Annotated in this window: 13 protein-coding genes; 5 read left to right on the top strand and 8 right to left on the bottom strand. The window is 65.5% G+C overall.

Translation table 11 applies throughout. From position 1 onward, the window contains the following. Position 1 precedes the first annotated feature (1 nt). Positions 2-1,327 (top strand): MATE family efflux transporter, encoded by a 1,326-nt coding sequence (locus ACFFWD_RS34975; protein WP_376973346.1) that lies wholly within the window; start codon positions 2-4, stop codon positions 1,325-1,327. Between the two features lie 103 nt (positions 1,328-1,430). Here ACFFWD_RS34975 and ACFFWD_RS34970 read toward each other — a convergent pair whose 3' ends face one another. Then, positions 1,431-2,528 carry a quinone-dependent dihydroorotate dehydrogenase gene (locus tag ACFFWD_RS34970; RefSeq protein ID WP_376973344.1) on the bottom strand — a complete coding sequence of 366 codons (1,098 nt, stop codon included), beginning with the start codon at positions 2,526-2,528 and terminating at the stop codon, positions 1,431-1,433. Next, positions 2,525-2,869, bottom strand: a complete 345-nt coding sequence (locus ACFFWD_RS34965; RefSeq protein ID WP_376973473.1) for a DUF952 domain-containing protein — start codon at positions 2,867-2,869, stop codon at positions 2,525-2,527. The genes ACFFWD_RS34970 and ACFFWD_RS34965 overlap by 4 nt, the downstream gene beginning before the upstream one ends. Positions 2,870-3,071: 202 nt before the next feature. On the opposite strand from ACFFWD_RS34965, the gene ACFFWD_RS34960 reads away from it, so the two are divergent. Next, complete coding sequence (locus ACFFWD_RS34960; protein ID WP_376973342.1) at positions 3,072-3,725, top strand: S24 family peptidase; 654 nt, start codon at positions 3,072-3,074, stop codon at positions 3,723-3,725. 153 nt (positions 3,726-3,878) lie between these two features. On the opposite strand, the gene ACFFWD_RS34955 is transcribed toward ACFFWD_RS34960, so the two are convergent. Continuing rightward, a complete protein-coding gene (locus ACFFWD_RS34955) occupies positions 3,879-4,664 on the bottom strand; it encodes a class II aldolase/adducin family protein (RefSeq protein ID WP_376973340.1) in 786 nt (261 codons plus the stop codon). 239 nt (positions 4,665-4,903) lie between these two features. On the opposite strand from ACFFWD_RS34955, the gene ACFFWD_RS34950 reads away from it, so the two are divergent. Continuing rightward, a complete protein-coding gene (locus tag ACFFWD_RS34950) occupies positions 4,904-5,659 on the top strand; it encodes a carbonic anhydrase (protein ID WP_376973338.1) in 756 nt (251 codons plus the stop codon). Positions 5,660-5,811: 152 nt separating this feature from the next. Here ACFFWD_RS34950 and ACFFWD_RS34945 read toward each other — a convergent pair whose 3' ends face one another. From ACFFWD_RS34945 to ACFFWD_RS34925, 5 genes are all read right to left on the bottom strand, one after another. Then, entirely contained in the window at positions 5,812-7,455 is a 1,644-nt protein-coding gene (locus tag ACFFWD_RS34945) for a lysine--tRNA ligase (protein WP_376973336.1), read from the bottom strand. A gap of 184 nt (positions 7,456-7,639) precedes the next feature. Then, entirely contained in the window at positions 7,640-8,677 is a 1,038-nt protein-coding gene (locus ACFFWD_RS34940) for an ABC transporter substrate-binding protein (RefSeq protein WP_376973334.1), read from the bottom strand. Between the two features lie 92 nt (positions 8,678-8,769). After that, positions 8,770-9,360 (bottom strand): SCO family protein, encoded by a 591-nt coding sequence (locus tag ACFFWD_RS34935; protein ID WP_376973332.1) that lies wholly within the window; start codon positions 9,358-9,360, stop codon positions 8,770-8,772. A 22-nt stretch (positions 9,361-9,382) separates the two neighbouring features. Beyond that, positions 9,383-9,517, bottom strand: coding sequence for a hypothetical protein (locus tag ACFFWD_RS34930; RefSeq protein ID WP_376973330.1), 135 nt, complete (start codon positions 9,515-9,517; stop codon positions 9,383-9,385). A gap of 258 nt (positions 9,518-9,775) precedes the next feature. Beyond that, on the bottom strand, positions 9,776-10,246 hold the full coding sequence (locus tag ACFFWD_RS34925) for a hypothetical protein (RefSeq protein ID WP_376973328.1): 471 nt from the start codon (positions 10,244-10,246) through the stop codon (positions 9,776-9,778). Between the two features lie 274 nt (positions 10,247-10,520). On the opposite strand from ACFFWD_RS34925, the gene ACFFWD_RS34920 reads away from it, so the two are divergent. Both ACFFWD_RS34920 and ACFFWD_RS34915 read left to right on the top strand, forming a co-directional pair. Further along, a complete protein-coding gene (locus tag ACFFWD_RS34920; protein WP_376973326.1) occupies positions 10,521-12,179 on the top strand; it encodes an FAD-binding dehydrogenase in 1,659 nt (552 codons plus the stop codon). Continuing rightward, positions 12,145-13,125: a CE1 family esterase gene (locus tag ACFFWD_RS34915; protein WP_376973324.1), complete on the top strand. Its 981-nt coding sequence runs from the start codon at positions 12,145-12,147 to the stop codon at positions 13,123-13,125. The genes ACFFWD_RS34920 and ACFFWD_RS34915 overlap by 35 nt, the downstream gene beginning before the upstream one ends. Positions 13,126-13,141 lie beyond the last annotated feature (16 nt).

Genomic DNA, 13,141 nt, shown 5'->3' with positions numbered 1-13,141 from the left:
TATGCACGCGCCCATTCATCCCAGGATCACGACGCGGCAGGTATTCGCCATCGCAGGCCCCGCGATGGTCGCGAACCTGACGACGCCACTGATCGGCATCGTCTCGACTACCGCGATCGGCCGCCTCAACGATGCGGCGCTGCTCGGCGGTGTCGCGATGGCCTCGGTGATCTTCGACTGCCTGTTCTGGCTGTTCGCCTTCCTGCGCATGAGCACGCTGGCCTTCACGGCGCAGGCCCAGGGCGCCGGCGAGACGGGCGAGTTCAGCGCGATCCTGGTGCGCGGCTTCATCGTGGCCGGATTGATCGGCGCCGCCTTGATTGCGCTGCAGATCCCGCTCGCGTCAGTCACCTTCGACGCGATGGGCGGCAGCGAGGGCGTCACGCGCGCCGCAAAGACCTATTTCAAGATCCGGATCTGGTCGGCGCCGCTGGCGCTCGCCAATTACGTGATCCTGGGCTGGCTGGTCGGCCAGGCGCGCGCCAATCTGGCGCTGGCGCTGCAAATCGTGATCAACATCATCAACATGATCGCCACGGTGCTGCTGGTGCAGGCCTATCACACCGGCATCGCGGGGGCCGCGATCGCCGCCGTGCTGGCCGAAACGGCCGGATTCGTTGCCGGCATCGTCGTTGCCTGGCGGATCGCACAGGGCGGCTTCGCGGTGCCGCGCGCGACGCTGTTCGATCGCGAGAAGCTGATGCGCATGCTCGCGGTCAACCGCGACATCATGATCCGCACCGCGGCCCTGATCACGGTGTTCCTGTTCTTCACCGCGAAGGGCGCGCGCGCCGGCGACGTGACGCTGGCGGCCAATTCGGTGCTGAACAACTTCCTGCTGGTCTCGGCCTTCTTCCTCGACGGCCTCGCCAACGCCGCCCAGCAGCTCTGCGGCAAGACCTTCGGCGCGCGCGACGCGAGAGGCTTTGCGGACTCGACCCGGCTGGTGCTCCTTTGGGGATTAGGCTTTGCGATCGTGGTCTCGGTGCTGTTCGCGCTGTTCGGCCCGGCCCTGATCGACCTGATGACGACCAGCGACGACGTCCGCCGCAGCGCGCGTGATTTCCTGCTGTTCGTGATCCTCGCACCATTGCCGGGCGTCTTCGCCTTCGGCTTCGACGGCATCTATGTCGGCGCGACCTGGGCGCGCGAGATGCGCAACCTGATGCTGACTTCGCTGCTGATCTTCCTTGTGACCTGGTGGGCGCTGAACTCGTTCGGCAATGCCGGGCTGTGGACCGCAATGCTCGGCTTCTATGTCGCGCGCGGCGGCCTGCAGGGCCTGCGCTACCCGACGCTGTTGAGGAAGACGTTCAAGGCGCCGTAGCCCCCGTAGCCCGGATGGAGCGCAGCGCAATCCGGGATAAGTGCGCCCCGCGCGTACAGGGTCCCCGGATTTCGCTGCGCTCCATCCGGGCTACGCAAAGCAGCTACTTTACCGGCCAGTCCTCGGCCGTGATCGTCGCCGCATCGGCGCCGACGATTTCGGAAAGCGAGTCACGGCCGGTGCGCAGCAACGTCGAGGAGAGGTCGCGCTTGATGTCGTCGACCAGGCCGAGGCCCTTGTAGACCAGCGAGGAATAGAGCTGGATCAGGCTGGCGCCGGCGCGGATCTTGGTCAGCGCGGCGCCGCCAGAGTCGATGCCGCCGACGCCGATCAGGGGAAACGCGCCCTCGACGCGCACATAGGTCTCCGCCACCATTCGCGTCGAGAGGCGGAACAGCGGCCGACCCGACAGGCCACCCTGCTCCTTGGCGCGATTCTCTTCGCGCAGCGTCGACGGACGCGCCAGCGTGGTGTTGGCGACGATCATGCCGTCGACACGGCGCGAGCGCGCGATGTGCACGACATCGTCGAGCTCGGCGAGGCTCAGATCCGGCGCGATCTTGAGCAGCACCGGCGAGTCGCCCGCATTCTTGCGCACGCGCTCGCGGGTGTCGATGACACGCGCGAGCAGATCGTCGAGCGCCGCCGATTGCTGCAGATTCCGCAGGCCCGGCGTGTTCGGCGAGGAGACGTTGACCGTGAAATAGCTCGCGACCGGCGCAAACGTCTCGATCAGCTTCACATAATCGGCGACACGATCGGGCGAATCCTTGTTGGCCCCGACATTGACGCCGACGATGCCGCCGTGGCCGGCGCGGGAGGCCAGCCGCCGCAGCACGGCGTCGGCACCGTCATTGTTGAAGCCCATGCGGTTGATGACGGCTTCGTCCCGCTCCAGCCGGAACAGGCGCGGCCGCGGATTGCCGGCTTGCGGCTTCGGCGTCACCGAGCCGATCTCGACAAAGCCGAAGCCAAGCCGCAGCAGCGCGTCCGGCGCCTCGGCGCTCTTGTCGAAGCCGGCCGCCATGCCGATCGGGTTCGGGAAGTTAAGCCCGAAGGCGCGCACCGCAAGCTTGGGATCGTCCGGCCGCTGCCGGATCGGCGGCAGCAGCCTGAGGCCCCGGATCGCCATGCGATGGGCATCCTCGGGATCGAACCAGCGGAGCAGCGGCAGCGAGAAGGCGTCGAAGGCGCGAATCACGGCTTGAGCTCCGGAACGTCATGGCCGCCATCGGAGCGGGCGCGCAGGTCGAGAATCTCGGTGACCGCGCCGAGGTCGAGCTCGCCATAGAGATGGGGAAACAACTCGTCGTTGCGGGACGGCTCCCAGCGCAGCGCATCGCCCAGCGCATCAGCATCGACTGCGACCAGGAACAGGCCGGTCTGGCCAAAAAAATGCTTTCGCGCGGTCTCGGCGACCTGAGAGGCCGTGGAAAAATGGATGAAGCCGTCGCGTGTGTCGTCCGCACTGCCCCGGTACACGCCCTGTCGTTCGGCCTCGCGCCAAGCCGAAGCGGGGGTGATTTTGTAGATCATAGGCACGTGCCGGCAGTCCCTTTTGTCGTTGAGTCTCTTGGGGTTTTGTCCGGATTTGATGGGGTTGCCCCAGACGGTCACCGGGCGAGCGAGCGACCGTATCGGCGGCTGCGGCGCAACTCAAGCGGTGCTTGGCGGCGCATCACGTCAGAATTGCGGAAACCGCCGGATTGAGGTAATAATTCCTAGATTGCAGCGGATTTACGCGATGGTCAAACAACCCAAATCTTCCCGCCCCCTTACCCACGCCCAGGTCTGGGCCGCGCTCGATCGGCTCGCCGAGCGTGCCGGCCTGTCGCCCTCTGCCCTCGCGAAGCGGTCCGGCCTCGACCCCACCACCTTCAACAGGTCGAAGCGCGTCACCGGCGACGGCCGCGAACGCTGGCCCTCGACCGAATCGGTCTCCAAGGCGCTGGCTGCAACCAACACCTCGATCGACACCTTCGTCCAGTTGATCGGGGACGGTGGCCGCGCCGCCCAGTCGGTGCCGCTGATCGGCTTCGCCCAGGCCGGCGCCGGCGGCTATTTCGATGACAGCGGCTTTCCCGCCGGCAAGGGCTGGGACGAGGTGGCGCTGCCAGCCACCAATGACGAGCATGCCTACGCGCTCGAGATCGAGGGCGACTCGATGAAACCCGCCTATCGCGAGGGTGACATCATCGTGGTCTCACCGGGCACGCCGATCCGCCGCGGCGACCGCGTAGTGGTGCGCACGACCGGCGGCGAGGTGATGGTGAAGGAATTGAAGCGCCGCACCGCCAAGCTGCTGGAGCTCGCCTCCCTCAATCCGGCGCATGAAGACCGCACCTTCGATGCCGAGGAGGTCGAGTGGATTGCGCGGATCGTGTGGGCGAGCCAGTAGTTAGTTGTCGTCCCGGCGAAGGCCGGGACCCATAACCACAAATGCTGATTGTTGCGCGACGCTGGATCGACGAGCCCCGTTCACAACACAAGCCGCGGAGTATGGGTCCAGGCTTTCGCCGGGACGACCGCGGTGTTTGTCCCACCACTTAGCCTACGTCGCGTAGTCCGGCTCTTTCCGATCCAGCATCCGCTTCAGCGCGTCGAAATGGCGCTGCGCCGGGGTTGGGCCCTTGTAGAGATGATCGTCGCGGAAATCGCGCTTGGTCTTCTCGACCACGTGCGGCGGCAGTTTCTTCAGCGGCTGGTGGGTCCACATCGCGTAGATCTGCACCTGCGCGGCGCGCTCGATGTAATAGAGCTTATCGTAGGCGTCCGCGATGGTCTCGCCGACGGTCGAGATGCCATGGTTGGCCATGAACAGCACGGTCTTGTCGCCGATCACCTTGGCGAGCCGCGCGCCTTCGGCGGGATCGAGCGCAGGCCCGGTGTAAAGGTCGTCATAGGCGATCGCTTCCGACAGTCCGACCTCGGTCTGGCCGATCTCCTTGATCCGCGGGTCTTCGAGCCGCGTCAGCGCACTGGCAAACGGCATGTGGGTGTGGAACACGGCTTTCGCCTGCGGCAGCGCCTGGTGGATCGGCGCGTGGATGCAATAGCAGGAGCGCTCGACCTCGCCCTCACCGCGCTTCACCAGACCGTCGTCGATGCCGACCTCCATGAAGGACGACGCCGTCACCTCCGACCAGTGCATGCCGAACGGAATCTGATAGTAGCGGTCGGTGCGACCGGGCACCACGAAGGTGAGATGGTTGAAGATGCCTTCCGAGAAACCGTGGATGAAGGCGAGCCGATGGGCAGCGGCGAGATCGACCCGTGCCTGCCATTCCTCGGCGCTGCTGTCGTTCTGCAGCGATTGCGGCGAAATCCTGAACTGCATGCGCGTGCTCCCATCTATGCCGGCCCTTGCCGGCTGTTTTTGTAGGGGCCAGTCTAGCGCAATCCAGCGCCGGCCTCGGCCGACATTGCCGATGACCAGCCATCCGGATTTTGCGGGCCCGCCTGGGTCGTGTGATGATGCGCCGCGAAGGAATGAGATCGGACTGGCTGCAGTGCAAGCTTGCGTTTACCCGGAATCAGGTATCTGCAAACTCGTTCTTTCAACCATAGGGGGCTCACTTGGATCGTCGAAATTTATTGAAAGCACTCGCCGGGCTTGCGGTTTGTCCGCTCTGTTCAGCCACCGGCTTCGCCGCGGAGGGCGCGCATTGGAGCTACGAGGGAGACGCCGGCCCCGCCAAATGGGGTGATCTCGACGCGGCCAACAAGGCGTGCTCGATCGGCTCCCAGCAATCGCCGATCGACATCATCGCGCCGGTCAAGTCGCAGTTGCCGCCGCTCAAGCTTTCATGGGCCAAGACGGCGGACAGCATCGTCAACAACGGCCACACCATCCAGCTCAATTTCTCCGAGGGCAGCACGCTCAAGCTCGGCGACACCACCTACAAGCTGGTGCAGCTTCACTTCCATCGGCCGAGCGAGCACCTGATCGGTGGCATGAATTTCGCGATGGAGGCGCATTTCGTCCATCGCGCCGAGTCCGGCGCCCTGGCCGTGGTCGGCGTGCTGATGGCGGAGGGTAAGGCGAATGCGACGTTCGGCAAGATCGTCGCGACCATGCCGGCCAAGGAAGGTCCGGCGGTCAAGGCGGACGCCGCGATCAACCCGAACGGGCTGTTGCCGGCGAAGCTCGGCTACTACCGCTATTCGGGATCGCTGACCACACCGCCTTGCGCTGAAGTCGTCGAATGGCTGGTGCTGTCAGACCCGATCCAGGTCGCGGCCTCCGACGTCGCCGGCTTCGCCAAGCTCTATCCGATGAACGCGCGACCGGCGCAGAAGAGCAACCGCCGCTACGTGCTGCAATCGAGCTGACCGCGATACGAACCCGTCATTGCGAGGGGCTCAACCGGCCCAATGACCGGAGCCACAGGGTGGGCAAAAAGCGCGAGCGTGCCCGCCCTTTCTTGCACCGTTCGTGAACACTGGGCAAGGCGCTTACGCGCCTGTGCCACCCTACGCGACCGCTACAACGACCGCGCCAGCGCGCCGTCGATCATGTTCACCGCGTTCTGCACGCCATAGACAGCAACGAAGGAGCCGAAGCGCGGCCCCTTCTCCTGGCCGAGCAGCACCTGGTAGAGCATGTTGAACCAGTCGAGCGAGACGCCGGGGCGGCCGTCCTTGCCCTTCTTGTTCAGGTCGAGGAACGGCTCGCGGCGGCCGATCTCGTAGACGACGTTCTGGATGTCTTCCGCGGTCGCGCCGGCCGGCATGTTGGAGAGCGCGTCGCGCAGGTCCTGCAGCGCGGCGCGCTCGCCCTCAGTCGGCTCGCGGAACTGCTTCGTCGGCGCCACGAAGTCGCGGTAGTAATTGATGGCGTAGCCGACCATCGCATCGAGCTTCGGATGCGACTGCGGCGTCACGCCCGGCCGATAGCGGCCGATGAAGCCCCACAGCGTCTCGGCGTTCTCCGCGTTCGACGACGATACCAGCGTCAACAGAAGCTGGAAGGTGACGGGCATGTCGGCCTGCGGCGGCGTGCCGGAATGGATGTGCCAGACCGGGTTCTGCAGCTGCTGCCGCGCTTCCTGCTTCGGGAAGCCGTCGAGGAATTGCTGGTAGTCGTCGACATTACGCGGGATGACGTCGAAGTAGAGGCGCTTCGCCGCCTTCGGCTCGCGATACATGAACAGCGACAGCGATTCCGGTGAGGCGTAGCGCAGCCACTCGTCGATGGTCAGGCCATTGCCCTTCGACTTCGAGATCTTTTGGCCCTTGTCGTCGAGGAAGAGCTCGTAGTTGAAGCCCTCCGGCGGCGTGCCGCCGAGCGCCCTGGCGATCGGGCCCGAGAGCTTGACCGAGTCGATCAGGTCCTTGCCGGCCATCTCATAGTCGACGCCGAGTGCGACCCAGCGCATCGCCCAGTCAGCCTTCCACTGGCACTTCACGTTGCCGCCGGTGACCGGGGTTTCGACCTCCTGGCCAGCGTCCGGATCCACATAGGTGACCGTGCCGGCCGCGACGTCGCGACGGATCATCGGCACCTGCAGCACGACGCCGGTGGTCTTGCTGATCGGCAGGAACGGCGAATAGGTCGCGCGGCGGTCCGGCCCCAGCGTCGGCAGGATGATCGCCATCACCTTGTCGTAGGCGGCGAGCATCTTGAGCAGCGTCGTGTCGAAGCGGCCCGACGTGTAGAAGTCGGTCGCGCTCGCGAACTCGTAGTCGAAGCCGAAATGATCGAGGAAGGCGCGCAGCCGCGCATTGTTGGCGGCGCCGAACGACGGATGTTCGTTCGAGAACGGGTCCGGCACACGCGTCAGCGGCTTGCCGAGATGGGATGCCATCATCTCGCGATTGGGCACGTTGTCCGGCACCTTGCGCAGGCCGTCCATGTCGTCGGAGAAGGCGAGCAGACGCGTCTTGATCTTGTCCTCGGTGAGCACGCGGAAGGCGTGGCGCACCATGGTGGTGCGCGCGACCTCGCCGAAGGTGCCGATATGCGGCAGGCCCGACGGACCGTAGCCGGTCTCGAACAGCACCTCGTCCTTCGGATTTTTCTTCAGCCGCGCCACGATCGCCTTCGCCTGCTCGAACGGCCAGGCGTTGGATTGTTCGGCGAGCGCACGCAGGTCGCTCGGGCTGGCGGCAAGGTCAATCACGGACATCTTTCGGTTCTCTCCAAGGCCACGAAAACTAGCGTTTTTGCGGCAAAATGCAAAATGACGAGCGGCCGGCTCCATCCGTCATTGCGAGGAGCGAAGCGACGAAGCAATCCATCTATCCCCGCGTTGAGGCGTGGATTGCTTCGCTTCGCTCGCAATGACGGCCGACAGCACGGCGCTTATTCCCTCAGAACGGGCTGATCGAGAAATAGCGCAGCCACAGATCGGTGAAGCGGCCTTTTTCCCAAAGCCGGAACAGCGCCCAGTTCAGCGACTGCCGCAACAGGTCGTTGCCTTTGCGCACGGCAATGCCGATGCCCTCGCCGAAATAGCGGCTCTCGACGAAGGGGCCGCCCGAGAACGCGCAGCATTCGCCGGAATCGGTGCCGTTGATCCAGAACGCCAGCGAGATCGCGTCGCCGAAGATGAAGTCGACCTCGCCGCGGCGCAGTGCTGCGCGCAGCGCATCGTCATTGGTATAGGACTTGATCTCGGCGTCGGTGAACATCGCCTTCAAATAGGCCTCGTGCGCCGTACCGCCGATCACGCCGACCTTCTTGCCCTCGAGATATTCGGGACGGATCTCCGGCATCACGGCGTCGCGCCGCGACACGAAGCGCGCCGGCGCGCGGTAATAGGGATCGGTGAAATCGACCTTGGCGCGAAGCTGCGGCGTCACCGCCAGCGACGCGATGATGGCATCGCCGCGATTGGTCGCGAGCGCATCGACCAGCGTCTCGAAGCGGCGCATCTGGATCGTGCAGGTGACCTTGATCTCGTCGCAGAGCGCGCGCGCGAGGTCGACGTTGAAGCCGGCCGGGTTGCCGTCCGGACCGGTGAAGTTGAACGGCGGATAATCGGTCTCGGTCAGGAAGCGGATCACGGTGATGCGCGACAGGTCGGGCCGGTCCGGCCGCCGCCGCGGATCCCAGAAGCCCGGCACCGCCTGGGGCGCGGCCTCCACGGCCGGCTTGGACGGCGCGGCTTGCGCCGATGGCGCCGGCGCAGTCTGCGCCGGGGCTGGCTTTGCCGGGGGGGACTGCGCAGCTGGGGCCGGAGACGGAGCCGGCCTTGCAGCTGGGGGCTGGGGCGCGGCCGGGGCCGGAGGCGTCTGCGCCGTCGCCGTGCCGGCGGTGGCCAGGACCACGGCCGCAATCAGCCACCCGGCCAGCCGGGCGGCCGGGCATGGCAGGATCGCAAAGGGCTTTGTGGTCAAAACAGGCATAAACCGACGATTTCGAGGGAATTGGACGGCCTTATAGACCATCCAGCGCCTGATGCGAGCGCCGATTGGTTAATTCCGAACGGCAGAACAGGTCAGAGATACCGTTTCAGATCGGCCGCTGCGTCCTCGGGCGTCCGTTTCAGGTTGAACGGCGAGATGAAGCGGCCGTCGCGATCCATCAGGTAGATCAGCGCGGTGTGGTCCATCGTGTAGTCGCCATCCTTCAGCGGCACCTTCTTGGCATAGACGCGATAGGCCGACAGCACCTTGCCGACCGCTTGCGGGTCGCCAGTGAGCCCTTTCAGGTGCGGATCGAAGCTCGAGAGATAGCCCTTCATCGCGGCCGTGGTGTCGCGCTCGGGATCAACCGAGACGAAATAGGCGTTCACGCGGTCGGCGTCTTTGCCCATCGCCTTCAGCACCTCGGAAATCTCGAACAGCGAGGTCGGGCAGATGTCGGGGCAGTGGGTGAAGCCGAAGAAGATCAGCGTCGGCTTGCCCTTCAGGCTCTGGTCGGTGATGACCTGGCCGGCCTGATCGGTGAGCTGGAACGGACCACCGATCGCGGCCGGCGCGGTGACGGTCCGCAGGCCGCCGAGCGCCCACAGCATGATGACAAGCCCGACCACGAGGCTGCCGGCGAAGGCGGCAAAGATCACCAGCGGGCGCGTGGTCTGGGGCATGATGGGAAGGATTCCTTAATCGTCAGAAGCAGGCGGACACGCCGGCGGTGATCATCTCGAAGAACACCGCGGTCCTGTAGTGGAACCAGAGCGCGCCGGCGGCCAATAGCGCAAGCCCGCCGAGGCCTGCCGCACCCCAAATCAGTGCGGATGCCACCCTGCTCTGCGCCGGGGCGACGACGAGATGAGGCTGGGCGGAGATCGGCTGAACCATACGGTTCAGATAAGGCCGGTTCCGCCGGGCGGCAAGCATAATGGCAGCCGTGAACGTCACATCATGGGGAGCGATTTTCCGGCATTCGCCCCGACTCGTCATGGCCGGGCTTGTCCCGGCCATCCACGCCTTGCCTGCGCGACAAGAGAGACGTGGATGCCCGGCCCAAGGCCGGGCATGACGAAGAAACGCGGGAGATGTCTAGCGCGACGACGGCCGGTTCGCGGAGGCCTGGGCGTCGAGATAACAGGGTTTGTAGAGCGCCTGCAGCTGCTTGCCGCGCAGGAAGATCATGCGCGGGGTCAGGCCACCGCGGGCTGCGATCCATCGGCGCACCGCCGGCGGATACATCGAGTACAGCATCTGGGTGGCTTCGGGATTGGTGATGGCGCGGCCGTTGGCGCCGAAATCCCAGGCGGCATGGAAACCGAGATTGGCGTGCGAGGTAACGCAGATCCGGTCGTGGGGAACCGCGCCGAGCACGATGGTGCAGGCTGACGCGCAGAGGCCATCGATGATGACAGTTTCGCCCGATGTACGCAGGCCTTGATATTTGTCGACGTAGGTGCCGATCCGGCCGCCACGATCGTCGGCGATCCGGACCACTGCGTGAGACGCCCCCATCCCCGCCAGCAGAAGGACCGCCGCGAGCACCCCCGTGATCAACTTCATTGCCTGCCCCAGTCGAAACCGAATCTGTTCGTCTTGTGATGCAAGATTGGCGTCAGCGTGTTGCGAGAGTCGAAATTTGTCCAGCCAAGCGAACCACGTCAAAACAAATTCAAATTGGGTGTTGCGCGCGCGCTGCAGTCACACTCCTTAAGGTCCCAAACTGGAACAGCTTGCCGCTTCCGTTTGATGCGCGACCGCCACAGGCAAGAGCCATTTGGCGTTGACCGCACGCAAAGACACGGTCTTGAATCGCGGCAGGCTGGGGAGGATCGGGATGGCAGACGATGCAGATGTGATCGTGGTTGGCGGCGGACTGGCGGGACTGGTCGCCGCAACCGAGATCGCCGACGCCGGCAGACGCGTCATCGTGCTCGACCAGGAAGGCGAACAGAGCCTCGGCGGCCAGGCCTTCTGGTCGTTCGGCGGACTATTCCTGGTCGATTCGCCGGAGCAGCGCCGGCTCGGCATCAAGGACTCCTTCGAGCTCGCGCTGCAGGACTGGATGGGCACCGCGGGCTTCGACCGTGACGAGGATCACTGGCCGCGCAAATGGGCCGAGGCCTACGTCGCCTTCGCCGCCGGCGAGAAGCGCGACTGGCTGCGCGCGATGGGCCATCGCATCTTCCCAATCGTCGGCTGGGCCGAGCGCGGCGGCTATGACGCGATGGGCCACGGCAATTCGGTGCCGCGCTTTCATGTCACCTGGGGCACCGGACCCGGCATTGTCGAGCCGTTCGAGCGCCGCGCGCGCGAGGCGGCGAAAACCGGGCGCTTGACCTTCAAGTTCCGCCATCGCGTCGATGCGCTCAGCGCCACCAACGGCGCGGTCGATGGCGTCAGTGGCTCAATCCTGGAACCGACCGCTGTCGAACGCGGCAAGAGCTCCTCGCGCAAGGTGGTCGGCGACTTCTCCCTTCGCGCCCCGGCGGTGATCGTCGCCTCCGGCGGCATCGGCGGCAACCACGACCTGGTGCGGCAGAACTGGCCCAAACGTCTGGGCGAGCCGCCCAAATTCATGATCTCGGGCGTGCCCGAACATGTCGACGGCCGCATGATCGGCATCACCGAGGCCGCCGGCGGGCGGCTGATCAACCGCGACCGCATGTGGCATTACGTCGAGGGCATCCAGAACTGGAACCCGATCTGGCCGCGCCATGGCATCCGTATTCTGCCGGGGCCGTCGTCGCTGTGGTTCGACGCGTCAGGCAAGCGCCTGCCCGCACCGCTGTTCCCCGGCTCCGATACGCTCGGGCAACTGCAGTACATCATGAGCACGGGCTACGATTATTCGTGGTTCATCCTGACCCAGAGCATCATCAAGAAGGAGTTCGCCCTTTCAGGCTCGGAGCAGAACCCGGACCTGACCGGAAAGAGCTGGCGCATGACCATCAAGCGCGCCACCAACAAAGGCGCGCCGGCGCCGGTGGAGGCCTTCAAGCAGCACGGCGCCGACTTCATCGTGCGTAACAATCTCGAGGATCTCGTCGCCGCGATGAACAAGCTCGCCGGCAACGACCTGCTCAAACTCGACGCCATCAAGACGCAGATCGAGGCGCGCGACCGCGAGATCACCAATCCCTATGTGAAGGATGCGCAGGTGATGAACCTGCACAATGCGCGCCGCTATATCGGCGACAGACTGATCCGCACGGCCAAGCCGCACCGCATCCTCGATCCCGAGCACGGTCCGCTGATCGCGGTGAAGCTCAACATCCTGACTCGCAAGACGCTCGGTGGCTTCGAGACCGACCTCTCTTCGCGGGTGTTCGGCCACGACCACCAGATCATCCGCGGCCTCTATGCGGCCGGCGAAGCCGCGGGCTTCGGCGGCGGCGGCGTGCACGGCTATCGGTCGCTGGAGGGCACGTTCCTCGGCGGCTGCCTGTTCTCGGGCCGCAATGCGGGACGCGCCGCGGCGAAGGCGGTGGGTTAGGCGGTGCGCAGGCACGCCCAGATCGGGATCATTACCGCAGATCGGGATCATTACCGCGGCTGCGCTCGCTTGCTCCATCCTGCCCGCGCATGCGGACACGATCTCGATCGACGGCACCACGCGGACATTCGCGGCGCGGCTGCCGGACACGAAGCCCGCCGCTCTCGTCATCGTGCTGCACGGCAAGACCCAGAGCGGGGCAGACATGATGAGCCGGACGTCCTGGCCCGCGGTAGCCAAGCGTGAGCGTTTTGCCGTGGTGTTTCCCGACGGGCTCAACCGTGCCTGGGCCGACCTGCGACCTGACGAAGAGCGTGCGGGCGATGGGCCGCCAAAAAGCACCGACGACGTCGCCTTCATCGCGCAGCTGATCCGGAAATTTATCGACGACGGGGCCGCGGACCCGAAACGGGTGTATGTCACCGGCGTCTCCAATGGCGGCGCGATGACGATGACGCTGCTGTGCAAGCGTCCCGAATTGTTCGCCGCCGCGGCGAGCGTGATCATGAACCTCACCAACGAGTCGGCCCGCGCCTGCCGGCCGTCACGCCCCGTTCCGCTCTTGATGATGAACGGCACCACCGACCCGCTGGTCCCCTATCAGGGCGGCCGCGGCACCAGCAGTTTTGCGGTCGACGGATTCTGGTCGACGGACAAGACGCTGGCGTTCTGGCGCCGGGTCAACGGCTGCGACGCCAAGGACGCCGCAACGGCCGAGCTCGAGGATCGCGACAGGTCCGACCGCTCGACCGTGACCAGGATCGACTCGCGCTGCCCTGTCGGGCGCGACATCGTGCTCTACCGCGTCAATGGCGGCGGCCACCGCATGCCGGGCGGCTTTGCCGATGCGCGCTTCACGCGCCTTGCCGACAACATCCTCGGCCCGCAGAACCATGATATCGACGGCGCCGAGACGATCTGGGCCTTCTTCAAGCGATTTCCGTGAGGTGCGGCCTGCAAAT

Source organism: Bradyrhizobium erythrophlei, from assembly GCF_042430365.1.
Classification (GTDB): domain Bacteria; phylum Pseudomonadota; class Alphaproteobacteria; order Rhizobiales; family Xanthobacteraceae; genus Bradyrhizobium; species Bradyrhizobium erythrophlei.
Note: the sequence above shows the minus strand (reverse complement) of the source record. Positions and strands in the feature narration are given on the sequence as shown.

Excerpts from the sequence above, each read along its gene's own strand:
- ACFFWD_RS34975 (WP_376973346.1), top strand. The coding sequence starts at position 2 with ATGCACGCGCCCATTCATCCCAGGATCACGACGCGGCAGGTATTCGCC.
- ACFFWD_RS34960 (WP_376973342.1), top strand. The coding sequence starts at position 3,072 with ATGGTCAAACAACCCAAATCTTCCCGCCCCCTTACCCACGCCCAGGTC.
- ACFFWD_RS34955 (WP_376973340.1), bottom strand. The coding sequence starts at position 4,664 with ATGCAGTTCAGGATTTCGCCGCAATCGCTGCAGAACGACAGCAGCGCC.
- ACFFWD_RS34945 (WP_376973336.1), bottom strand. The coding sequence starts at position 7,455 with ATGTCCGTGATTGACCTTGCCGCCAGCCCGAGCGACCTGCGTGCGCTC.
- ACFFWD_RS34940 (WP_376973334.1), bottom strand. The coding sequence starts at position 8,677 with ATGCCTGTTTTGACCACAAAGCCCTTTGCGATCCTGCCATGCCCGGCC.
- ACFFWD_RS34935 (WP_376973332.1), bottom strand. The coding sequence starts at position 9,360 with ATGCCCCAGACCACGCGCCCGCTGGTGATCTTTGCCGCCTTCGCCGGC.
- ACFFWD_RS34925 (WP_376973328.1), bottom strand. The coding sequence starts at position 10,246 with ATGAAGTTGATCACGGGGGTGCTCGCGGCGGTCCTTCTGCTGGCGGGG.
- ACFFWD_RS34920 (WP_376973326.1), top strand. The coding sequence starts at position 10,521 with ATGGCAGACGATGCAGATGTGATCGTGGTTGGCGGCGGACTGGCGGGA.
- ACFFWD_RS34915 (WP_376973324.1), top strand. The coding sequence starts at position 12,145 with ATGCGGGACGCGCCGCGGCGAAGGCGGTGGGTTAGGCGGTGCGCAGGC.